General features: G+C 40.9%; 24 protein-coding genes and 1 pseudogene. 23 read left to right on the forward strand and 2 right to left on the reverse strand.

Features of this window, described 5'->3' with window-relative positions; translation table 11 throughout:
- From HMPREF2542_RS09155 to HMPREF2542_RS09165, 3 genes are all read left to right on the forward strand, one after another.
- A partial coding sequence (locus tag HMPREF2542_RS09155; protein WP_148129473.1) for an SSURE domain-containing protein occupies positions 1–755 on the forward strand: 755 nt, incomplete at its 5' end.
- A gap of 98 nt (positions 756–853) precedes the next feature.
- Positions 854–1540: a response regulator transcription factor gene (locus tag HMPREF2542_RS09160; protein ID WP_003071364.1), complete on the forward strand. Its 687-nt coding sequence runs from the start codon at positions 854–856 to the stop codon at positions 1538–1540.
- Position 1541: 1 nt separating this feature from the next.
- Positions 1542–2573, forward strand: coding sequence for a sensor histidine kinase (locus tag HMPREF2542_RS09165; RefSeq protein ID WP_058669935.1), 1032 nt, complete (start codon positions 1542–1544; stop codon positions 2571–2573).
- 61 nt (positions 2574–2634) lie between these two features.
- Here HMPREF2542_RS09165 and HMPREF2542_RS09170 read toward each other — a convergent pair whose 3' ends face one another.
- Positions 2635–3390 carry a MurR/RpiR family transcriptional regulator gene (locus HMPREF2542_RS09170; RefSeq protein WP_003034801.1) on the reverse strand — a complete coding sequence of 252 codons (756 nt, stop codon included), beginning with the start codon at positions 3388–3390 and terminating at the stop codon, positions 2635–2637.
- 162 nt (positions 3391–3552) lie between these two features.
- Here HMPREF2542_RS09170 and HMPREF2542_RS09175 point away from each other — a divergent pair, with 162 nt between their 5' ends.
- From HMPREF2542_RS09175 to HMPREF2542_RS09195, 5 genes are all read left to right on the forward strand, one after another.
- On the forward strand, positions 3553–5247 hold the full coding sequence (locus tag HMPREF2542_RS09175; RefSeq protein WP_049476470.1) for a PTS transporter subunit EIIC: 1695 nt from the start codon (positions 3553–3555) through the stop codon (positions 5245–5247).
- Positions 5248–5249: 2 nt separating this feature from the next.
- Positions 5250–6032, forward strand: coding sequence for a Cof-type HAD-IIB family hydrolase (locus HMPREF2542_RS09180; protein WP_003034796.1), 783 nt, complete (start codon positions 5250–5252; stop codon positions 6030–6032).
- Positions 6033–6112: 80 nt separating this feature from the next.
- Positions 6113–8758, forward strand: coding sequence for a DNA polymerase I (gene polA, locus HMPREF2542_RS09185; protein WP_058669934.1), 2646 nt, complete (start codon positions 6113–6115; stop codon positions 8756–8758).
- 166 nt (positions 8759–8924) lie between these two features.
- A complete protein-coding gene (locus HMPREF2542_RS09190) occupies positions 8925–9362 on the forward strand; it encodes a CoA-binding protein (protein WP_070484754.1) in 438 nt (145 codons plus the stop codon).
- Entirely contained in the window at positions 9363–9857 is a 495-nt protein-coding gene (locus tag HMPREF2542_RS09195) for a kinase (protein ID WP_037598462.1), read from the forward strand.
- A gap of 257 nt (positions 9858–10114) precedes the next feature.
- Here the strand turns inward: HMPREF2542_RS09195 and HMPREF2542_RS09200 are convergent, their stop codons facing one another.
- Positions 10115–10960 (reverse strand): DUF975 family protein, encoded by an 846-nt coding sequence (locus tag HMPREF2542_RS09200; protein WP_058669932.1) that lies wholly within the window; start codon positions 10958–10960, stop codon positions 10115–10117.
- Positions 10961–11160: 200 nt separating this feature from the next.
- Here HMPREF2542_RS09200 and tgt point away from each other — a divergent pair, with 200 nt between their 5' ends.
- The 15 genes and pseudogenes from tgt (at position 11161) to rplN (ending at position 21123) form a co-directional block, all read left to right on the forward strand.
- Positions 11161–12303, forward strand: coding sequence for a tRNA guanosine(34) transglycosylase Tgt (gene tgt, locus HMPREF2542_RS09205; protein ID WP_058669931.1), 1143 nt, complete (start codon positions 11161–11163; stop codon positions 12301–12303).
- Between the two features lie 25 nt (positions 12304–12328).
- A pseudogene (locus HMPREF2542_RS09210) lies at positions 12329–12973 on the forward strand (uridine kinase).
- A 179-nt stretch (positions 12974–13152) separates the two neighbouring features.
- Positions 13153–14970 carry an acyltransferase family protein gene (locus HMPREF2542_RS09215; RefSeq protein ID WP_058669929.1) on the forward strand — a complete coding sequence of 606 codons (1818 nt, stop codon included), beginning with the start codon at positions 13153–13155 and terminating at the stop codon, positions 14968–14970.
- 514 nt (positions 14971–15484) lie between these two features.
- Positions 15485–15793 (forward strand): 30S ribosomal protein S10, encoded by a 309-nt coding sequence (gene rpsJ / locus HMPREF2542_RS09220; protein ID WP_002894478.1) that lies wholly within the window; start codon positions 15485–15487, stop codon positions 15791–15793.
- A gap of 203 nt (positions 15794–15996) precedes the next feature.
- Positions 15997–16623 carry a 50S ribosomal protein L3 gene (gene rplC / locus HMPREF2542_RS09225; protein WP_003029484.1) on the forward strand — a complete coding sequence of 209 codons (627 nt, stop codon included), beginning with the start codon at positions 15997–15999 and terminating at the stop codon, positions 16621–16623.
- A gap of 24 nt (positions 16624–16647) precedes the next feature.
- Positions 16648–17271, forward strand: coding sequence for a 50S ribosomal protein L4 (gene rplD / locus HMPREF2542_RS09230; protein WP_003029483.1), 624 nt, complete (start codon positions 16648–16650; stop codon positions 17269–17271).
- Complete coding sequence (locus tag HMPREF2542_RS09235; RefSeq protein WP_003029482.1) at positions 17271–17567, forward strand: 50S ribosomal protein L23; 297 nt, start codon at positions 17271–17273, stop codon at positions 17565–17567. The genes rplD and HMPREF2542_RS09235 overlap by 1 nt, the downstream gene beginning before the upstream one ends.
- Positions 17568–17584: 17 nt before the next feature.
- A complete protein-coding gene (gene rplB / locus HMPREF2542_RS09240; RefSeq protein WP_003071334.1) occupies positions 17585–18418 on the forward strand; it encodes a 50S ribosomal protein L2 in 834 nt (277 codons plus the stop codon).
- Between the two features lie 86 nt (positions 18419–18504).
- On the forward strand, positions 18505–18783 hold the full coding sequence (gene rpsS, locus HMPREF2542_RS09245) for a 30S ribosomal protein S19 (RefSeq protein ID WP_000533765.1): 279 nt from the start codon (positions 18505–18507) through the stop codon (positions 18781–18783).
- 14 nt (positions 18784–18797) lie between these two features.
- Entirely contained in the window at positions 18798–19142 is a 345-nt protein-coding gene (rplV, locus tag HMPREF2542_RS09250; protein ID WP_003026550.1) for a 50S ribosomal protein L22, read from the forward strand.
- 12 nt (positions 19143–19154) lie between these two features.
- Positions 19155–19808, forward strand: coding sequence for a 30S ribosomal protein S3 (gene rpsC, locus HMPREF2542_RS09255; protein WP_003071330.1), 654 nt, complete (start codon positions 19155–19157; stop codon positions 19806–19808).
- Positions 19809–19811: 3 nt separating this feature from the next.
- On the forward strand, positions 19812–20225 hold the full coding sequence (rplP, locus tag HMPREF2542_RS09260; protein ID WP_003062852.1) for a 50S ribosomal protein L16: 414 nt from the start codon (positions 19812–19814) through the stop codon (positions 20223–20225).
- Positions 20226–20234: 9 nt separating this feature from the next.
- A complete protein-coding gene (rpmC, locus tag HMPREF2542_RS09265; protein ID WP_003071328.1) occupies positions 20235–20441 on the forward strand; it encodes a 50S ribosomal protein L29 in 207 nt (68 codons plus the stop codon).
- Between the two features lie 27 nt (positions 20442–20468).
- Entirely contained in the window at positions 20469–20729 is a 261-nt protein-coding gene (gene rpsQ / locus HMPREF2542_RS09270; protein WP_003026542.1) for a 30S ribosomal protein S17, read from the forward strand.
- 25 nt (positions 20730–20754) lie between these two features.
- Complete coding sequence (gene rplN, locus HMPREF2542_RS09275) at positions 20755–21123, forward strand: 50S ribosomal protein L14 (protein WP_003071326.1); 369 nt, start codon at positions 20755–20757, stop codon at positions 21121–21123.
- Positions 21124–21138 lie beyond the last annotated feature (15 nt).

A 21138-nucleotide genomic window follows, 5' to 3' on the forward strand; every position in this document is an offset into this window, starting at 1 on the left:
AAGTAAAATTGAACTTAAATGGCACAACAACAGCAGATCAAATCAAGAAATCTGTTTCAGAAAATATCAAAGATAAGATTGATGTTCCAGCAAGCTACTTAAAAAATGCAGTCTTTCCTGGACCATTTACAGCCGGTGTCAATCAAGTGATCCCGTATGAACTCTTTGGTGGTGATGGCATGTTGACTCGTCTTCTGCTCAAATCCTCAAATGGAGCACCATGGTCTGATAACGGCAAAGCAAAGCATCCAGGTCTATTGCCACTAGCAGGCTTAGGCAAAGGCCAATATTTCTACCAAGTTTCATTAGACGGTAATGCTGCAGGTAAACAAGACAAAGCTCTGTTAGAACAGTTAAAAGCTAATGGAACACATTCGTATAAAGCAACTGTCACAGTTTATGGTGCAAAAGATGGCAAAGCTGACTTAAGCAATGTCATTGCAACCAAATCTGTCACAATTAACCTAAAAGGTGAAAAGAAAGCAGAAGCTAAGCCAGAAAAATCACAACCAGGTCAAAATGGTCAAACACAAGACCAGGGCAAAAAAGCAGAACATAATGGAAACGAGCATTCAAATAAAGGCGGAACACCTTCTGCGACATCTTCAAAAGGTGGACAAGCTAGGGCAAGTAAAAAATCGCTTCCTAATACAGGTCAAAAATCTTCTCTTGGTTTGACAGTTCTAGGGCTTCTTGGATTAAGCTCAGCAGCTATTCTAGCACTTGTCGGAATGAAACGCAGAGAAAAGAAATAAGCCTCGCACTTTGTGAGCGATAATGCTTGAATCAAGTATAGGAATAGTGTTATACTTTTTCATGGTATAACACTATTTTTCACAGTAGAGGTAAGGATATGACAAAGAGAATTTTGTTAGTAGATGATGAAGTAGAGATTACCGAGATTAACAAGCGTTATTTAACACAGGCAGGTTATGAAGTCAATGTGGCGCATGATGGACAAGAAGCTTTAGAGTTGTTTCAGAAATATTCAATTGATTTGATAATTACAGATATTATGATGCCTAATATGGATGGCTATGATCTGATTGGGGAAGTACAATATCTTGCTCCAGACCAGCCTTTCCTTTTTATCACGGCTAAAACATCTGAGCCAGATAAGATTTATTCTCTCAGTATGGGTGCGGATGATTTTATTACCAAGCCTTTTAGTCCGCGGGAATTGGTTTTACGAGTCAATAATATCCTACGTCGCATTCACCGTAGTGCGGGAGCAGATGAAAAACTCCAACTAGGAGATTTAGAGATAAATTATGAAACACGCAAAGTGACAGTTCACGGACAACCATTGATAATGACCCTTAAATCGTTTGAACTACTATGGATTCTTGCTAGTAATCCTCAGCGTGTATTTTCAAAGACAGAATTATACGAAAAAGTTTGGCGAGAAGATTTTGTGGATGACACCAATACGCTAAACGTACACATTCATGCTCTGCGGCAGGATTTAGCTAAGTTCAGTACTGAAAAAACGCCCACGATTAAGACCGTCTGGGGCTTAGGGTATAAGATAGAGGTTTAAAATGAAATTAAAACACTTTATTATTGTGGGATACCTCATTTCCACAACGATCACGGTTGTTGCAATCATCTGGTCTGTCAACACCATGCTGATTTCAAAAAGTGATATTTATTTTATTATTGGTATTAGCATTCTGGCTAGTATTACAGGGGCATTGGTTAGCCTTTTGCTGTTGAGCCGTGTCTTTCTCTCTTTGGATAAATTAAAACAGCTCATAAAAGGAATTTCTGACAAGAAGTTTGCAACAGTAAATGATATAAAAAATCCAACTGAATTTAAAGAGCTGGCAGATGCCTTTAATAATATGTCAAGAAACTTGCAAAGTACCTTTACTTCGTTGGAAGAAAGTGAGAAGGAAAAGGGTTTGATGATTGCACAACTATCGCATGATATCAAGACTCCTTTAACTTCCATTCAGGCAAGCGTGGAAGGAATGCTAGACGGTGTGATTGCAGCAGATGAGCAGCGACATTATCTAAAAACCATCAGTCGCCAGACTGATCGCTTGAATAAACTAGTGGAAGAATTGAGTTTCATTACCCTGAATACAATGAATCAGCCAAATGCGCCGCTTGAAAAAGAAGAGATTTTTCTGGATAAGCTACTGATTGATATTATGTCAGAATTTCAGCTGGCCATTGATAAAGAGGAGAGAGATATTCAAATTTCTGTGCAGCCAGCATCGGCAAAGATTATTAGCAACTATGACAAGTTATCACGAATTATTCTCAATCTTGTCAGCAATGCCTTTAAGTATTCAGAGGCAGGAACAAAGTTAAGTATTGATGCAGTTGTCGAAAGTCAGTGTTTGACTGTCAGTGTTACGGATGAAGGACAGGGCATCAAACCAGAAGATTTAGACAAGATTTTCAGGCGCCTTTATCGAGTGGAAAGCTCGCGCAATATGAAAACAGGCGGGCACGGTCTAGGGCTCTATATCGCACGTGAATTGGCACGCCAATTGGGTGGTGATATTTTCGTGAAAAGTGAGTATGGACAAGGTAGTAGTTTTTCGCTTGTATTAGATTTATAAAATGAAAGTGAGATAGACTAGAAAAATGAACATTTCCTGTTTATCTCACTCTTTGTTTTTATTAGTTTGTTTGTTGCTCAGCTAGAATGACTTCAAAGAGAAGATTTCCAACTAAATTGAACATTAAACGCGAACGCAATTTTTCGCGTTTTTTTGGTGCATCATAGACAAAAATCATGTGATCGCTGATTTTAGCGAGAAGATGGTTTCCTAAAGTGGTGATTGTAAGAACAGTTGCCCCTTGTTCTTTTGCCTGTAAGATACTGTGGTTGACGTCTTTATTGCTGCCACCGAGTGAAAAGACGATAATCACATCTTTTGGTGTAGCAATGTCTTTAATCCGGTCAATGCTGTATTGCTCAAAGTAATCATTGGACCAAATATTGATAAGTTTGAGTTTTCGGTTAAAATCGCTCATAGGCATGTAACTAGATCCTACTCCGATGCAGAAGATCCTTCTAGCTGAAAGAATTTTAGCTGCAAAAATCTGAAAATCTTGTTCAGACAAGATGGATACGGTGTGTTCAAATTCGACTTGTACCTGTTCTTTTAATTGCTCAAAAGAAGTTCGTTCAGACTTGGCTTGCTCTTTTTTTAGTTCTTTTGATAAGCGTAAATCATAGCGTAATTCATTATAAGTTTGATAGCCTAATTTTTTACAAGCACGAATGACAGTGGAAGAGGAAATAAAAAGTTCGTTTGCAATGGTCTTTAATGTGATTGTCTCTACTTCTTTCTGACGCATGAGGTAGTCAATGACTTCCTGCTCATTTACAGACAATCGATCATAGTGTTGTTTTAAATTTTTTAGAAACATAAAGCCTCTTTTCTAAAACCTTGTTTTTAGAAAAACGTTTTCTACTTAGTAAAATTTTACCGAAATAGTCAAAATTATGCAAGATAGAAACTTCTTTCTAAAAAAACGTTTTCGCGTTTATTTTTGTTAAAATGAAAACAGAAAAATACAAGGAGCAAAAAAATGAAAGAGAAGAATAAATTTATCTCTGCCTTTGAGCAATTTGGACGCTCATTCTTACTCCCTGTTTCGGTATTGCCCGGCGCAGGGATTATTCAAGGTATTGGTACAGCTTTTACCAATGAAAACACACTCAAGATGTTCCCATTTTTGAACAATGCAGTTTTTCAATTTGTCATGAAATTTTTCATTGCGCTTGGTGGTACAGCTTTTAGCAACTTACCTGTTATTTTTGCAGTCGGAGTTTCAGTTGGTCTTGCAAAACGGGAAAAAGGGTCGGCAGCTTTATCTGGTTTGTTAGGTTTTCTTGTTTTGCACAATGTTTTGAATTTCTTGTTGAAAATCAGTGGAAGGCTAGTCAATACTGCTAACTTATCAAGCGGTGCAGCTAAGCTAGCTTTATCAAATGCCATGCAGACAAAGGTTCTAGGAATTCAAACCATGGACCTCAGTGTGTTTGGAGGGATTATCGTTGGGGTTTCTGTTTACTTCATTCACAAGTGGGCTGTGAAGCAAGAATTGCCAACTATGATTGGCTTCTTCAGTGGACCACGTTTTGTACCAATTGTCACTATGGTGGCTATGTCCTTTGTGGCTATCGCAATTTTCTTTATTTGGCCGACTATTCAAGCAGGCATTAGCGCAGTGTCTATCCTCGTTTTGAAGTCAGGTCCGATTGGTACTTTCTTATATGGATTGATTGAGCGGGCTCTCTTGCCGTTTGGTTTGCACCATGGTCTCAACTGGCCGGTTCGTACGACAGAGCTTGGTGGCTCATGGACAATTGGTGGTAACCATGTCGTCGGTACGGTCAATGCCTACCTTGCTTCTTTAGCGGATTCTTCGATCAAGTCTATTGACCCATCTATTACGCGCTTCAATGGTGGTAAATTTGTTTACTTCATGTTTGGTCTTTCTGGGGCTGCTTATGCTATGTACAAGACTGCTTCTCCAGAAAAACGTAAAGTAGCAGGTTCGCTTCTCTTTGCAGCAGCTGGAACTTCATTCTTGACTGGTATTACAGAGCCAATCGAATTTACTTTCCTTTTTGTGGCACCAATGCTTTACGCTGTGCACGCTGTTTTGGCAGGTTCTGCTTTGTTTGTTATGCACATGCTGGGTGCTGGTGTAGCAACTCCTACTGGACATGGTTTCATTAACCTTGTAATCTATGGTGTGTTGCAAGGACCTAAAACGCACTGGTGGCTCGTTTTCTTAGTAGGTATCCCTTATTTCTTCCTTTATTACTATGTCTTTAAATTTATGATTTTGAAATTCAACTTTAAGACTCCAGGTCGAGAAGATACGGATGAAGTCAAGTTGGCAAGTAAGCAAGAAGCGCGTGGTAAATATGGCTTGAAGATTCAAAATGTCGGTCAAGCAGCTCCACAGGATACAGCACCTACTCCAGAAAAATCTGAAGGGAAAGAACTTAGCAAGCAAGAAAAAACGCACCAACAGGCTCTCGGTTTGATTGCAGCCCACGGTGGTCCGGAAAATATTGTTGATGTCAATGCTTGTATCACTCGTTTGCGGATTGATGTCAAGGACAAATCATTAGTGGATAAGGATACGATTGTCAACCAATATGAAGCGCTTGGTTTTGCTGAAAATGGCATGCAAATGCAATCTATCTATGGCGCTTATGCCAATGTTCTCAAAATGGAAATCCAAGACATTCTAGGTTTAGAGGAATAGCCATGGCACATAAGATTTTATGTGTAACAGATTTAGACGGAACTTTTGTGAAAAATTCTGTTGATGTTAATTCAGTAGACTGGCAAGCTTATCAAAAGTTGACACGTTACAGTGACTTCGCTATTGCTACGGGTCGTTCTGTCAAGGAAATCAACTACATTACGCAACGTAATCAGCTTCATTTAAGCTATGCAATCGGCTTTAATGGCGCCATGATTGCTGAAAATGGGAATATATTATTTTCTCAAAAGTTGGCATCAGTAGATGTACAGGCCTTGTTAGACTACCTCAAAAAAGAAAAACTCGTTTTTGATGCACTTGATGGCGAAGAGAGAATTGGCAACTTTGACCATGAGGACAATCGGCGTTTGTGGAATATGCCCATTCTTTGCTTGGAAAATCCTTATGATTTGGTTCGGCAACGTCAGATTTACAAGTTTAACATTCGTCCAGAAGCAGCGAAAACGTCTGTCTATGTAAAAGAATTAAAAGAACATTTTCCCCACTTAGAAGTCTATCAATCAGGGAGCACTCGCATAGAAGTGACTGCGAAAGATGTTTCAAAAGGTAGTGGTTTACAGCTTTTGAAAAAGCATTATCAACTAGTTGTGGCATTTGGCGACTCTGGAAATGACATTTCGATGTTTGAAAAATCCGATATTTCCTATTGTATGACACATGCCCCTGCCACTGTCCAGGCAGCTGCTTCCTATGTTGTCGACAGCTTTGCAGATGCTATCAAGCATTTGGAGAAGTTATTGTATCAAAATAGTATAAAGGCTTAAGAAAATTCTCTTAGGCTTTTTAGATATTGCTATTATTCTTAATCAGAAAATTTCTTTGGTTTCATGGTATAATAAATAATATGGAAAATAAGAATAAATTACTGTTAATTGATGGCTCTTCTGTAGCTTATCGTGCTTTTTTCGCACTTTACAATCAAATTGATCGATTCAAGAGTCCGTCCGGACTTCATACCAATGCTATTTATGGCTTTCACCTTATGCTCAATCATTTAATGGAGCGGGTGCAGCCGACTCATATCTTGGTGGCATTTGATGCGGGGAAGACCACCTTTCGGACAGAGATGTATGCTGATTACAAAGGTGGTCGAGCTAAAACGCCGGAGGAATTTCGTGAGCAGCTTCCTTTTATCCGAGAAATGCTGGATAAGTTAGGTATTCGCTATTACGACTTGGATCAGTATGAAGCTGATGATATTATTGGAACTCTGGATAAAATGGCTGAAAACACGCCTGTACCCTACGATGTGACGATCGTGAGTGGAGACAAGGATCTAATCCAGCTGACCGATGACAATACAATTGTGGAAATTTCCAAAAAGGGTGTGGCAGAATTTGAGGAATTTACACCAGCCTATCTAATGGAAAAAATGGGAATTACACCAGCCCAGTTCATTGATCTCAAAGCTCTTATGGGCGATTCCTCAGATAATATACCTGGCGTGACTAAAATCGGCGAAAAAATAGGGCTCAAGCTTCTTTTGGAATATGGTTCTCTGGAAGGCATTTATAACAGCATTGACCAAATGAAGCAGTCTAAGATGAAGGAAAATCTCATCAATGATAAGGACATTGCTTTCTTATCTAGAACACTTGCCACCATTGATACCCAAGCCCCAATCGAAATTGGTTTGGAAGATATCCTCTATCAAGGTCCGAATATCAAACAATTAAGCAGATTCTATGATGAAATGGGTTTTAAACAATTTAAGCAAGCGCTAGAAGCGGAAGTAGAGCCAGAAGAGGCGGCTGACATTGCTTTTGAGGAAGTGACGGAGGTCCGTCCAGAAATGCTCAGTAAAGATGATTTTTTCTACTTTGAAATGTTGGGGGACAATTACCACATAGACGAGATGGTGGGCTTTGCGTGGGGAAATGCACAGCAGATTTATGCCAGTCAGGACATCAACCTTTTGCAGCAACCAGCTTTCAAAGAATTTCTGGGAAACACAGCCCTCAAGGTTTATGATTTTAAACGCTCCAAGGTCTTACTCAGTCGCTTAGGTATTGAGCTTTCGCAACCATCGTTTGACAGCCGTTTAGCTAAGTATCTTCTTTCAACCGTTGATAACAATGAAATCGTAACAATTGCTGGTCTTTATGGCAAGACCAAACTCGCCGAAGATGAGGCGGTTTATGGGAAAGGCGCTAAGCGGGCACTGCCTGAAAAAGCTATTTTATTGAGCCATTTAGCCAGAAAAGTCACAGTTCTCATTGAAACGGAAAAGCCTATGACAGACTTGCTGTGCCAGCATGACCAGCTAAATCTGCTGTATGAAATGGAGCAACCTTTAGCCTTTGTGCTGGCTAAAATGGAAATTGCTGGTATCAAGGTAGAACGCGAAACATTGCAAACCATGCAGATTGAAAACGAGAGAATTCTGACTCGACTAACTCAGGAAATTTATGACTTAGCAGGGGAAGAGTTTAATATCAATTCGCCTAAACAGTTGGGAGGCATTCTCTTTGAAAAACTGGGTCTGCCAACATCTTTCACTAAGAAAACCAAAACGGGCTACTCTACGGCAGTAGATGTATTGGAACGTTTGGCACCGATTGCACCGATTGTGGAGAAGATTTTGGACTATCGGCAAATTGCTAAAATTCAATCAACCTATGTTATGGGGCTACAGGATTGGATTTTAGCAGATGGAAAGATTCATACTCGCTATCTTCAAGATTTGACTCAAACAGGACGGCTATCAAGTGTGGATCCCAATCTGCAAAATATTCCAATTCGTTTGGAGCAAGGACGCTTAATTCGGAAAGCTTTTGTGCCAGAGTGGGAGGACAGTGTTTTACTTAGCTCTGATTATTCGCAAATTGAGCTGCGGGTTTTGGCACATATTTCAGGTGATGAACATCTGATTGAGGCTTTCAGACACGGGGCAGATATTCACACTTCGACAGCCATGCGGGTTTTTAATATCGAAAGACCAGAAGATGTGACACCAAATGACCGCCGCAATGCCAAAGCTGTCAACTTTGGTGTTGTTTACGGAATTTCTGACTTTGGACTTGCCAACAATCTGGGTATTAGTCGTAAGGAAGCGAAGTCCTATATTGATACTTATTTTGAGCGCTATCCGGGTATCAAGAATTATATGGAAAATGTAGTGCGAGAGGCACGAGACAAGGGCTATGTAGAAACTCTCTTTCACCGTCGTCGGGAGATCCCAGATATCAATTCTCGTAACTTCAATGTCCGAGGATTTGCAGAACGGACAGCTATCAACTCACCGATTCAAGGATCGGCTGCAGATATTCTCAAAATTGCGATGATTCGTTTAGATAAGGCCTTGACAGAGGGAGATTTTAAAACCAGAATGCTACTGCAAGTTCATGACGAAATTGTGCTGGAAGTACCCGAAAATGAACTGACCGTTATCAAAACGCTGGTCAAAGACATCATGGAATCTGCCATTGAACTTTCTGTTCCCTTGAAAGCGGACGAAAGCGCAGGCAAGACCTGGTATGAAGCGAAGTAGAATCAAAAGTCCCCCAAAGAGCTATATCATTCTGATTTTTTAGCTGTGTTCAGTTCAGATCAGAAACTTTCAAGGCAAAGACATCAACTTTATAAAATATTTGTGTTTCTGGTTCAAAAAGGGACAGTATGGCTCACGATACATGAAAGATTACGGAGAAAATTTTATGATCTATCATTTCCAAAATCCCAGCGATGGGGTTATCAAACAGTATTTAAAAAATAGCAAGGTGATTGCGGTTGTTGGCTTGTCGGATCGCGAGGAGGCAACTAGCCATCGTGTATCCAAAGAGATGCAAGAGAGAGGCTATCGGATTGTTCCGGTCAATCCTCGAGCAGCCGGCGGTCAGATTTTAGGAGAAACCGTCTATGCCAGTCTAAAGGACATTCCTTTTTCTATTGACATTGTAGATATTTATCGTCGCAGTGAATTTCTGCCAGATGTGGCGCGTGATTTTCTGGAAGCAGATGCTACAATTTTCTGGGCGCAGTTGGGTTTGGAAAATGAAGAGGCGGAGCAGATTCTGCGGGCAGCTGGTCGGGGTGATATTATCATGGATCGCTGTATCAAACGGGAACATACACGTCGGATTTTAGGAGAATAAATGGCAACATTGGTGATTATCAGAGGTAATTCTGGTTCAGGAAAAACGAGTTTGGCAAAGAAATTGCAAGAATACTATGGTCGAAAGACGCTGCTCATCTCACAAGATATCGTTCGTCGTGATATGCTGAAAGAAAAGGTCAAGCCGGGCAATCTATCAATCTCTTTGACAGAAACGATCGCCCGCTATGGCTATGAGCGAGATTTGTTGGTTATCGTTGAAGGTTTTTATGAAACAGATATTTATGGGCAAATGCTAGAAAAATTGCATACTCTATTTTATCCAAAAGTTCTGTCTTACTATTATGATTTAACGTTTGAAGAGACAGTTCGCCGTCACCAAACGAGGAACAAGAAAGCAGACTTTAGTCCAGCTGATATGAAACGTTGGTGGAAAGAATGTGATTTCTTGGGTTGGGAGGAAGCGATATTTACAGATCAGGTTTCGCTGGAAGATGCTTTTCAAAAAATTTCTAAAAATATCAATTTGTTATAAAAAATTAAGGTTGATTTAAGCTAACTTGGTTATACTATGTTTATCAAATGAAGACCTCCTAACTTTATTTGATAGAAATCCTAAACTTTTTCATAATAATCTCCCTAATAAAAGTCACCCATTGGTGGCTTTTTTCATGTAAAGTTTGCAATAGAACACTTTAGCGGAATCACTTTACGAAAAATGGATACAACTCAAAAGACCTGAACAGTTTGTTCAAGTCTTTTGTTGGATTGCCAATTGTTTCACACAAGAAATTAATAAAAAATTGGAGTCTGATTTTGTTCTTTTAGCACAGCTTCATAGAAAAGAGATTGAGCTGTATAAACGTAAGGATAAACGTAAATGGAAGCAATGCCAAAAGTAATGGCGCTTAGTAAGTACCAACCGATAAAGGTTAAATCAAGAACAAATCGCTTTCCTTTATAACCTTTCATCATTTGGCGACTTGCATGGATGATTTTAAAGGCGCTCTCATAGCTCTGGTTTTCTAATGTATCACAAAGAATAAATTCTACTTGCGAATAAGCGTAATATTGAGGAAGTGCAATAATAATACCGATTACCATCAAAATAAAACCGATGAGAATATAAAGTAACAATGTCCCAATAGTTGTTTGAAGTGCAGTATTTTGTGAGAGAGCTTGAGAATTGGGGAGGAGTTTTATGACACTAAAACTAGCCAGAATCATCATGCCGCTTCCAATCCAGACGAAAATATTCCACAGAAATAGTAATACACGTTTGAGCAAAAGTGTCATGAAAACAGGACCAATTACTTTACTATCAAAAGTCCGAACTGAATCTGTAAAATGCACCTCTTGCCGTTTTCCACGAATGACTTCCAGTAAGGTCCAAAAAGCAGCCGTCAAAAAGAAAGATACGATAAAACTAATCGCGATTGGGAAAAGAGAACGATTGATTCCGTGGACAATCGTCTTTTGAATGCCATATTGTAAGATATTATTGGAAAAGGTATCTGAAGAATAATTGTAAACAACGGAAATAATCGCCGTTAGAATTGGTACCAAAAAGAGTGCATAGATACCTTTGGTTTGACGTTGGATACGACGAGCCTCTGCCCGCAATTCACTTAAATTCATATTTGCCTCCTAATTTGAAACATATTATACCATATTTTGGAGTCAAGTTAATCATAGCTGGCAGAAAACCTTTTGAAAAAATTACTGCTTTATCTTTCCTCTTTTTTTTGATAAAATCATACAGGATGTTGTGAGCAAGTGAAACTCACACACTATAGAATGAAGATCTGGGACTGTTTTTCCCAGCATCGGAGGTAAAAATGTCAGATTCACCGATTCAGTATCGTTTGATTAAAAAAGAAAAGCACACAGGTGCTCGCTTGGGAGAGATTATCACACCTCATGGCACCTTTCCAACACCTATGTTTATGCCGGTCGGCACTCAGGCTACGGTCAAGACTCAGTCTCCTGAGGAGCTCAAGCAAATGGGCTCTGGTATCATCTTGGCCAATACTTACCATCTCTGGTTGCGACCAGGTGATGAGCTGATTGCTCGTGCGGGTGGGCTGCACAAGTTCATGAACTGGGATCAAGCTATTCTAACGGATAGCGGCGGTTTTCAGGTTTATTCCTTGGCAGACAGCCGCAATATCACAGAAGAGGGTGTGACCTTTAAAAATCACCTCAACGGCTCTAAGATGTTTTTGTCGCCAGAAAAAGCGATTTCTATTCAGAACAATCTGGGAAGTGACATCATGATGTCTTTTGATGAATGCCCGCAGTTCTACCAACCGTATGATTATGTCAAGAAATCCATTGAGCGGACGAGTCGCTGGGCAGAGCGTGGACTCAAAGCCCATCGTCGTCCTCACGATCAAGGACTCTTTGGGATTGTGCAGGGAGCTGGTTTTGAAGATCTGCGTCGTCAATCGGCGCATGATTTGGTCAGCATGGATTTTCCAGGTTATTCTATCGGTGGACTAGCTGTCGGAGAGTCTCACGAAGAGATGAATGCAGTGCTAGACTTCACAACGCCTATGCTGCCTGAAAACAAACCTCGCTATCTCATGGGAGTTGGAGCGCCGGATAGTTTGATAGACGGTGTGATTCGGGGCGTTGATATGTTTGATTGCGTCCTGCCAACTCGGATTGCCAGAAACGGTACCTGTATGACCAGCGAAGGACGTTTGGTGATTAAGAATGCTCAGTTTGCAGAAGATTTTACACCACTAGACCATGATTGCGATTGTTATACGTGTAAAAATTACACACGAGCCTATATTCGTCATTTACTAAAAGCTGATGAAACATTTGGCTTGCGTCTAACTAGCTATCATAATCTTTATTTCTTAGTTAATCTGATGAAAAAGGTTCGTCAAGCTATTTTAGATGATAATCTACTAGAATTTCGTGAAGACTTTGTCGAGCGTTACGGCTACAATCGATCCAAGAGGAATTTTTAAGAAATTTTATTTGAAAGGATAAACTATGTCTGATGAAGAAAAATTGCTGGAAAGATTGACAGCATATCTGTCAGACGACCAAAAACATACCCTGCGTATTTACGGTCATGGTGCTTCAGGCAAGTCAACTTTCGCTCGAAAACTCCAACTAATTCTGGGTGAGGAACGAGCCAATCTGCTGGCAACAGATCCTTACGTAATTGTTGGAGAGTATCGAGATTTGCTCAGTTCTAAGGATTTTCCTCATCAAAAAGTAACAGCCTGTCTCCCGGCTGTTCATGAGCTCAGTAGTCTAGAACGAGATATTCGTGCTTTGCAGTCTGGTCTGGATATCTTGACGATAGGTACAGCTTGGGCATCCGGCCTCCGCTTGTCAGCTCAAAAGCCGATTTTAATAGTAGAAGGCATGTCAGCAGCTTTTTTACCAAAGAATCTGTTTGATTTATCTATTTGCTTTCACACGGATGAGGGGACAGAGCTGGAGCGCCGCTTGGCTCGAGATACAGCCGTTCGAGGTCGCGATGTGCACTGGATTCGGTAAGCGCACACTAGCCGCCGCCAGCAATATGAACACTACTATAAAATGTATCAGGAAGAGGCTGATTTTCTCATCAGCCAGACTGAAGAGGGCTTTGGAATAGATAAAATAAGCAATGGACTTGGAAAATAAAATTCCAGGTCTTTTGTTTTTTTGGCTTATTTTTTGGTAAAATAGAATGAAATAGATTTTATAGCAACGTTGCTAAATGCAGCAATTAACAGAATTTTTGGCTTGCTTGACTCAGCAGTGATGTAGGCTTGCGGGAGTTGGTCGGTCTGTAGCAGTAGTGAAAAGGATTTAGGAGAAATATGCGTATCAAATGGTTTTCAATGGTTCGAGTGACAGGCTTATTGCTGGTTCTCTTGTATCACTTTTTTCAAAAATTATTTCCTGGGGGATTTCTCGGTGTTGATGTCTTTTTTACCTTTTCAGGTTTTCTGATTACATCGCTCTTGATTGATGAGTTTTCTCAGAGTAAAAAAATAGAGCTTCTAGCCTTCTTTCGACGGCGTTTTTATCGGATTGTTCCCCCTGTCATCGTCATGGTATTGGTGGTCATGCCCTTTACCTTTTTGATTCGGCGGGATTTTGTAGCCAGTATTGGAACGCAGATTGCAGCAGTCATGGGCTTTGTGACTAACTTTTACGAAATGATGACGGGTGGAAGCTACGAGGCTCAGTTTATTCCACATTTATTTGTCCATAACTGGAGTCTGGCTGTAGAGGTTCATTATTATCTACTTTGGGGACTGGCTGTCTGGTTCCTAGCCAAATATTGCAAAACAGCCGGCCAGCTGAGGGGCAGTATCTTTTTGCTGTCTTCGTTTGGTTTGCTTATCAGCTTTCTCAGTATGTTTATTGGCAGCCTTTTAGGACTCAGTTTTTCGGGGCTTTATTTCTCGACCTGGACTCACATTTATCCTTTCTTTGTCGGCAGTATCCTAGCGACCTTGACCGGTATCAAACAGATGACAGGCCTGTTAAAGAAAATAATTCGCTCCTGGTCTTTGCGAGAGGCTTGTCTGGTCTTTGCGGCGGGAGCGGGTCTCTTAGGCGTGATGATGCTTTGGGTCAAGTTTGATTCGCCTTTTACCTATTTGCTCGGTTTTCTTTTGGCTAGTTTGTCAGCGGCGGCTATGATATTGGCTACACGGATCTTGCATGAGAAGACTCCTGACCTAAAAGAACCACTAGTTTTGACAGTGATTGCTGATACGAGTTATGGAGTCTATCTTTTCCATTGGCCTTTCTACACGATTTTTTCACAGCTGATGGGCAATCTGCCTGCGGTGATGTTAACAAGTCTTCTTTCTCTTGCTTTTGCTGGACTGTCCTTTTATGTTATTGAGCCAATCATTGCTGGGAAGTCCCCTGCTTTTCTCGGTTGGGATTTGCATTTTACGCAGTTGAAAAAGGTCTTGGCAATGAGTTCCGTAGGTTTGCTTCTTATCAGCCTGCTGGCTATCAGACTTGCTCCGAAGATTGGGGCGTTTGAGACAGATATGCTAGTCAATGGCCTTCATCAGGCTGACACCAGGCTAAATCGGACTAAAAGTCTTGCAGAAAAAGGAGAAGCTAGTAGTTACAATATTGCAGATGGTGTGACGATTATTGGTGACTCCGTTACCTTACGGGCTAGTACTCCGCTGAAGGAAGTCCTGCCGGATGCACAAGTCGATGCTCAAGGCAGTCGCAATACAGCTCAGGCTCGCGAAATTATGAGCAATAATGCCGCAGCTGGCGGTCTGCTCAAGACCGTCGTGGTAGCAACCGGTGTTAATATTGTCTTTAACTACGAAGAAGAACTGAATGAGTTAGTCAAGACCTTACCGAAGGGACATCGGCTTATTCTGGTAACTCCTTACGATGGTAATTCAGACAAATATGACAATCCTGTCGCCGAAAAACATGCGCAATATGCCAGAGAGTTAGCCAAGAAATATGCTTACGTCACCATTGCCGATTGGAACACTACTGCCAAGCAGCACCCAGAAATCTGGGTAGGTAGTGATCATATCCACTTTGGAGAAGATGCCGACACAATTGCTGCAGGTGGTCGACTCTATGCGCAGGAAATTCAAAAGGCTGTCACAAAAGCAGCAGATGGGCCTGTAAAGCACAAGTAAATTCTTAGTGCATGGGGAAGTGCAAGTTTGTATTGAACATTCGATTTATCCTAGTAGTTAAAAATCTGTGCAAGCCCTTCAACTAAGCATGTAGGAAACAAACTGACTTTAAGCGTGGAAGGGGTAGTTTGTCTTCTTACCAGGCAATTCTACTTATTCATATTAAAGAAAAAATGATTTGTAAATGTCAAGCCTCATTTTAAATGAGACTTGATTTTTTTGTGTTGGTACTTACGACTAATAAAGATTTCTATATTTAATCTCTTGCTTTTTCAGAAGATAGTAAAAGCTCAATAAGAAAGGGGAACGCTTTCAAATAAAAAAACTAAAAAACTTGCTCAAATCCCTTGCAATGCTTGGTTCTTTGTGTTAAGATATTATGGTGCTGTGAAAAACAGTCTATAGCTTTGATACAAGAGGTTGCGACACGCTCGGTTGCATTGCCACGTGATCGCCTGTCGGTTTTCTTGTGGAGCTAGCCTATTATCTTAAATAGACGAAAAAGGAGAAAAAGATGGCAAACAAAAAAATCCGCATCCGTTTGAAAGCTTACGAACATCGTACACTTGACACAGCGGCTGCAAAAATCGTAGAAACTGCTACTCGTACAGGTGCTGAAGTTGCAGGTCCAATCCCACTTCCAACTGAACGCAGCCTCTACACAATCATTCGTGCGACTCATAAATATAAAGATTCTCGCGAACAATTTGAAATGCGCACGCACAAACGTTTGATCGACATCATTAACCCAACTCAAAAAACAGTTGACGCTTTGATGAAATTGGATCTTCCAAGTGGTGTGAACGTAGAGATTAAACTTTAATCAAATATTAAGAAATCGTTCAAGTGAAATTGAACACAGGCTAAGAGCCGTGCAAAAAAGATAAACTTCCTAGTGTTCATCGAACACGGCGTCAGTTTTCTATTTTTGCTTCGCTCTTGACGCCCTTGGTATCTTAATCTTGAGCATAAAAAACGCTCGTTAAAAACTTTTTGAAAAAACTATAGAAAAGGAAACATTTTCTCATGACAAAAGGAATCTTAGGGAAAAAAGTGGGAATGACTCAAATCTTCACTGAAGCTGGCGAATTAATCCCTGTGACTGTTGTTGAAGCAGCTCCAAACGTTGTTCTTCAAGTGAAAACAGTTGAAACAGATGGTTACAACGCAGTTCAAGTTGGTTTTGATGACCTTCGTGACGTATTGAGCAACAAACCTGCTAAAGGACATGTAGCAAAAGCTAACACGGCTCCTAAGCGCTTCATTCGTGAATTCAAAAACATTGAAGGCTTAGAAGTTGGTGCAGAAATTACAGTTGACACTTTCGCAGCCGGCGATGTTGTTGATGTAACAGGAACTTCAAAAGGTAAAGGTTTCCAAGGTGTTATCAAACGCCACGGTCAATCTCGTGGGCCAATGGCTCACGGTTCTCGTTATCACCGTCGTCCTGGTTCAATGGGACCAGTTGCGCCTAACCGTGTTTTCAAAAATAAACACTTGGCAGGTCGTATGGGTGGAAATCGTGTAACAATTCAAAACCTTGAAATTGCACAAGTTGTTCCAGAGAAAAACGTTATCCTGATCAAAGGTAACGTACCTGGTGCTAAGAAATCTCTTATCACGATCAAATCAGCAGTTAAAGCTGGTAAATAATAAGGAAAGGGGAAATCAGTCACAATGGCAAACGTAAAATTATTTGACCAAACTGGTAAAGAAGCTGGTGAAGTAGTTCTTAACGATGCAGTATTTGGTATCGAACCAAATGAATCAGTTGTATTTGATGTTGTCATCAGTCAACGTGCAAGTCTTCGTCAAGGAACTCACGCTGTTAAAAACCGCTCTGCAGTATCAGGTGGCGGACGCAAACCATGGCGTCAAAAAGGAACTGGACGTGCGCGTCAAGGTTCTATTCGCTCTCCACAATGGCGTGGTGGTGGTACCGTATTTGGTCCAACTCCTCGTTCATATGCCTACAAACTTCCACAAAAAGTTCGTAGATTGGCACTTAAATCAGTTTATTCTGAAAAAGTTGCTGAAAACAAATTCGTAGCTGTAGACAGCCTTTCATTTACAGCTCCAAAAACTGCTGAGTTTGCGAAAGTACTTGCTGCGCTTAGCATTGATTCAAAAGTACTTGTAATTCTTGAAGAAGGAAATGAATTTGCTGCACTTTCAGCTCGTAACCTTCCAAATGTGAAAGTTGCAACTGCAACAACTGCAAGTGTTCTTGACATCGTAAATAGCGACAAACTTCTTGTTACTAAAGAAGCTATCTCTACAATCGAGGAGGTTCTTGCATAATGAATTTGTATGACGTAATCAAAAAGCCTATCATTACAGAAAGCTCAATGGCTCTTCTTGAAGAGGGTAAATACGTATTTGAGGTGGACACTCGTGCTCATAAGCTTCTTATCAAACAAGCAGTTGAAGCTGCTTTTGATGGAGTAAAGGTTGCAAACGTGAACACAATCAATGTAAAACCAAAAGCAAAACGTGTAGGGCGTTATACTGGTTTTACAAATAAAACTAAAAAAGCTATCATCACTCTTACAGCTGATTCAAAAGCAATCGAGTTGTTTGGTGCTGAAACAGAATAATCTAAGGAGGAAATATCGTGGGAATCAGAGTTTATAAACCAACTACAAATGGTCGCCGTAATATGACTTCTTTGGATTTTGCCGAAATCACAACGAGCACTCCAGAAAAAACTTTGCTTGTTTCTTTGAACAACAAAGCCGGTCGTAACAACAACGGTCGTATCACTGTTCGTCACCAAGGCGGCGGACACAAACGCCACTATCGTTTAATTGACTTCAAACGCAATAAAGATGGTGTTGAAGCAGTTGTTAAAACAATTGAATACGATCCAAATCGTTCAGCGAATATCGCTCTTGTACATTACACTGATGGTGTAAAAGCTTATATCATCGCTCCTAAGGGCCTTGAAGTTGGCCAACGCATCGTTTCTGGACCAGAAGCAGATATCAAAGTCGGAAACGCTCTTCCACTCGCTAATATCCCAGTCGGTACATTGATTCATAATATTGAATTGAAACCAGGTCATGGCGGTGAATTAGTACGTGCTGCCGGAGCTTCTGCTCAAGTGTTGGGACAAGAAGGGAAATACGTCCTTGTTCGTCTTCAATCTGGTGAAGTTCGTATGATTCTTGGCACTTGCCGTGCCACAGTTGGTGTTGTCGGAAATGAACAACACGGTTTGGTTAATCTTGGTAAAGCAGGACGTAGCCGTTGGAAAGGTATTCGCCCAACAGTTCGCGGTTCTGTAATGAACCCTAACGATCACCCGCACGGTGGTGGTGAAGGTAAAGCACCAGTTGGTCGTAAAGCGCCATCTACTCCATGGGGCAAACCTGCTCTTGGACTTAAAACTCGTAATAAAAAAGCGAAATCTGACAAACTCATCGTTCGTCGTCGCAACGAGAAATAATCTAAAACAATCTATCCGCCAGCTCGGTAGCGCTGCTTAGCAGCGCAGGCCGCTGTGGTACTTATTTTAAAGGAGAAAATATAAAAATGGGACGCAGTCTTAAAAAAGGACCTTTCGTCGATGAGCATTTGATGAAGAAAGTTGAAGCTCAAGCCAACGACGAAAAGAAAAAAGTCATCAAAACTTGGTCACGTCGTTCAACGATCTTCCCAAGTTTCATCGGATATACAATCGCAGTCTATGACGGCCGCAAGCATGTACCTGTATATATTCAGGAAGACATGGTAGGTCACAAGCTTGGTGAGTTTGCGCCAACTCGTACTTACAAGGGTCACGCAGCTGACGATAAGAAGACACGTAGATAAGAGAGGAGAAGGACATGGCAGAAATTACTTCAGCTAAAGCAATGGCTCGTACAGTGCGCGTTTCCCCTCGCAAATCTCGTCTGGTTTTGGACAATATCCGTGGGAAAGATGTCGCTGACGCAATCGCAATCTTGAAATTCACTCCAAACAAAGCTGCTGGCATTATCGAAAAAGTGCTCAATTCAGCAATCGCTAACGCAGAAAACAACTTTGGTTTGGAAAAAGCAAACTTGGTAGTATCTGAAGCTTACGCAAACGAAGGACCAACCATGAAACGTTTCCGTCCACGTGCGAAAGGTTCAGCTTCACCAATCAACAAACGCACTAGCCACATCACAGTGGTTGTTGCAGAAAAATAAGGAGGTAAAATCGTGGGTCAAAAAGTACATCCAATAGGTATGCGTGTCGGTATCATCCGTGACTGGGATGCCAAATGGTATGCTGAAAAAGAATACGCGGATTACCTTCATGAAGATCTTGCAATCCGTAAATTCATTCAAAAAGAATTAGCTGACGCAGCTGTTTCAACTATTGAAATCGAACGCGCAGTAAACAAAGTAAATGTTTCCCTTCACACTGCCAAACCAGGTATGGTTATCGGTAAAGGTGGTGCAAACGTTGATGCACTTCGTGCAAAACTTAACAAATTGACTAGAAAACAAGTCCACATCAACATCATTGAAATCAAATCACCAGATTTAGATGCTCATCTTGTTGGTGAAGGTATTGCTCGTCAGTTAGAGCAACGTGTTGCTTTCCGCCGTGCTCAAAAACAAGCTATCCAACGTACTATGCGTGCTGGTGCTAAAGGGATTAAAACTCAAGTATCTGGTCGTTTGAACGGTGCAGATATCGCTCGTGCAGAAGGATATTCTGAAGGAACTGTTCCACTTCACACACTTCGCGCAGATATTGACTACGCTTGGGAAGAAGCAGATACTACTTACGGTAAACTTGGTGTTAAAGTTTGGATTTACCGCGGAGAAGTTCTTCCGGCTCGTAAAAACACTAAAGGAGGTAAATAACCAATGTTAGTACCTAAACGTGTTAAACACCGTCGCGAATTTCGTGGTAAAATGCGCGGTGAAGCTAAAGGTGGTAAAGAAGTAGCATTTGGAGAATATGGTCTTCAAGCAACTACTAGCCATTGGATCACAAACCGCCAAATCGAAGCTGCCCGTATCGCTATGACGCGTTACATGAAACGTGGTGGTAAAGTTTGGATTAAAATCTTCCCACATAAATCATACACTGCCAAAGCTATCGGTGTGCGTATGGGATCTGGGAAAGGTGCTCCAGAAGGTTGGGTTGCACCCGTTAAACGTGGTAAAGTGATGTTTGAAATCGCTGGTGTATCAGAAGAAGTTGCTCGTGAAGCCCTTCGTCTTGCAAGCCACAAATTACCAGTTAAAACAAAATTCGTAAAACGTGAAGCTGAATAAGGAGAAGACATGAAACTTAATGAAGTAAAAGAATTTGTTAAAGAACTTCGTGGTCTTTCTCAAGAAGAACTCGCGAAGCGTGAAAATGAATTAAAGAAAGAATTGTTTGAACTTCGTTTCCAAGCAGCAGCGGGTCAATTAGAACAAACCGCACGCTTGAAAGAAGTGAAAAAACAAATCGCTCGTATCAAAACTGTTCAATCAGAAGTTAAGTAATAGACTTGGGAAAGGAGAAATTCTAAAATGGAACGTAATCAACGTAAAACTCTTGTTGGACGCGTTGTTTCTGACAAGATGGATAAAACAATCACAGTTGTAGTTGAAACTAAACGTAACCACCCAGTCTATGGTAAGCGTATTAACTACTCTAAAAAATACAAAGCACATGATGAAAATAACATCGCTAAAGAAGGCGACATCGTTCGTATCATGGAAACTCGTCCGCTTTCAGCTACAAAACGCTTCCGTCTTGTAGAAGTTGTAGAAGAAGCTGTTATTATCTAATCTTACCTGAAAGGAGAAAACTTAAATGATTCAAACAGAAACTCGTTTGAAAGTTGCTGACAACAGCGGTGCCCGCGAAATCTTGACAATCAAAGTTCTTGGTGGTTCAAAACGCAAATTCGCTAGCATTGGTGATGTCATCGTTGCATCTGTAAAACAAGCTACTCCTGGTGGTACGGTTAAAAAAGGTGACGTTGTAAAAGCGGTTATCGTTCGTACTAAATCAGGTGCTCGTCGTAAAGATGGTTCATACATCAAATTCGACGAAAACGCTGCAGTGATTATCCGTGATGATAAAACTCCTCGCGGAACTCGTATCTTTGGTCCAGTTGCACGTGAATTGCGTGAAGGTGGATTCATGAAGATTGTGTCACTTGCCCCAGAAGTACTTTAATCTCAAACAAACTAA

Origin of the sequence: Streptococcus sp. HMSC034B05 (genome assembly GCF_001809055.1) — a bacterium.
GTDB classification, from domain to species: Bacteria; Bacillota; Bacilli; order Lactobacillales; family Streptococcaceae; genus Streptococcus; species Streptococcus constellatus.

Bases quoted from the DNA above. Each gene is read 5' to 3' on its own strand.
- HMPREF2542_RS09160 (WP_003071364.1), top strand. From the start codon at position 854: ATGACAAAGAGAATTTTGTTAGTAGATGATGAAGTAGAGATTACCGAG.
- HMPREF2542_RS09165 (WP_058669935.1), top strand. From the start codon at position 1,542: ATGAAATTAAAACACTTTATTATTGTGGGATACCTCATTTCCACAACG.
- HMPREF2542_RS09170 (WP_003034801.1), bottom strand. From the start codon at position 3,390: ATGTTTCTAAAAAATTTAAAACAACACTATGATCGATTGTCTGTAAAT.
- HMPREF2542_RS09175 (WP_049476470.1), top strand. From the start codon at position 3,553: ATGAAAGAGAAGAATAAATTTATCTCTGCCTTTGAGCAATTTGGACGC.
- HMPREF2542_RS09180 (WP_003034796.1), top strand. From the start codon at position 5,250: ATGGCACATAAGATTTTATGTGTAACAGATTTAGACGGAACTTTTGTG.
- polA (WP_058669934.1), top strand. From the start codon at position 6,113: ATGGAAAATAAGAATAAATTACTGTTAATTGATGGCTCTTCTGTAGCT.
- HMPREF2542_RS09190 (WP_070484754.1), top strand. From the start codon at position 8,925: ATGATCTATCATTTCCAAAATCCCAGCGATGGGGTTATCAAACAGTAT.
- HMPREF2542_RS09195 (WP_037598462.1), top strand. From the start codon at position 9,363: ATGGCAACATTGGTGATTATCAGAGGTAATTCTGGTTCAGGAAAAACG.
- HMPREF2542_RS09200 (WP_058669932.1), bottom strand. From the start codon at position 10,960: ATGAATTTAAGTGAATTGCGGGCAGAGGCTCGTCGTATCCAACGTCAA.
- tgt (WP_058669931.1), top strand. From the start codon at position 11,161: ATGTCAGATTCACCGATTCAGTATCGTTTGATTAAAAAAGAAAAGCAC.
- HMPREF2542_RS09215 (WP_058669929.1), top strand. From the start codon at position 13,153: ATGCGTATCAAATGGTTTTCAATGGTTCGAGTGACAGGCTTATTGCTG.
- rpsJ (WP_002894478.1), top strand. From the start codon at position 15,485: ATGGCAAACAAAAAAATCCGCATCCGTTTGAAAGCTTACGAACATCGT.
- rplC (WP_003029484.1), top strand. From the start codon at position 15,997: ATGACAAAAGGAATCTTAGGGAAAAAAGTGGGAATGACTCAAATCTTC.
- rplD (WP_003029483.1), top strand. From the start codon at position 16,648: ATGGCAAACGTAAAATTATTTGACCAAACTGGTAAAGAAGCTGGTGAA.
- HMPREF2542_RS09235 (WP_003029482.1), top strand. From the start codon at position 17,271: ATGAATTTGTATGACGTAATCAAAAAGCCTATCATTACAGAAAGCTCA.
- rpsS (WP_000533765.1), top strand. From the start codon at position 18,505: ATGGGACGCAGTCTTAAAAAAGGACCTTTCGTCGATGAGCATTTGATG.
- rplV (WP_003026550.1), top strand. From the start codon at position 18,798: ATGGCAGAAATTACTTCAGCTAAAGCAATGGCTCGTACAGTGCGCGTT.
- rplP (WP_003062852.1), top strand. From the start codon at position 19,812: ATGTTAGTACCTAAACGTGTTAAACACCGTCGCGAATTTCGTGGTAAA.
- rpmC (WP_003071328.1), top strand. From the start codon at position 20,235: ATGAAACTTAATGAAGTAAAAGAATTTGTTAAAGAACTTCGTGGTCTT.
- rpsQ (WP_003026542.1), top strand. From the start codon at position 20,469: ATGGAACGTAATCAACGTAAAACTCTTGTTGGACGCGTTGTTTCTGAC.
- rplN (WP_003071326.1), top strand. From the start codon at position 20,755: ATGATTCAAACAGAAACTCGTTTGAAAGTTGCTGACAACAGCGGTGCC.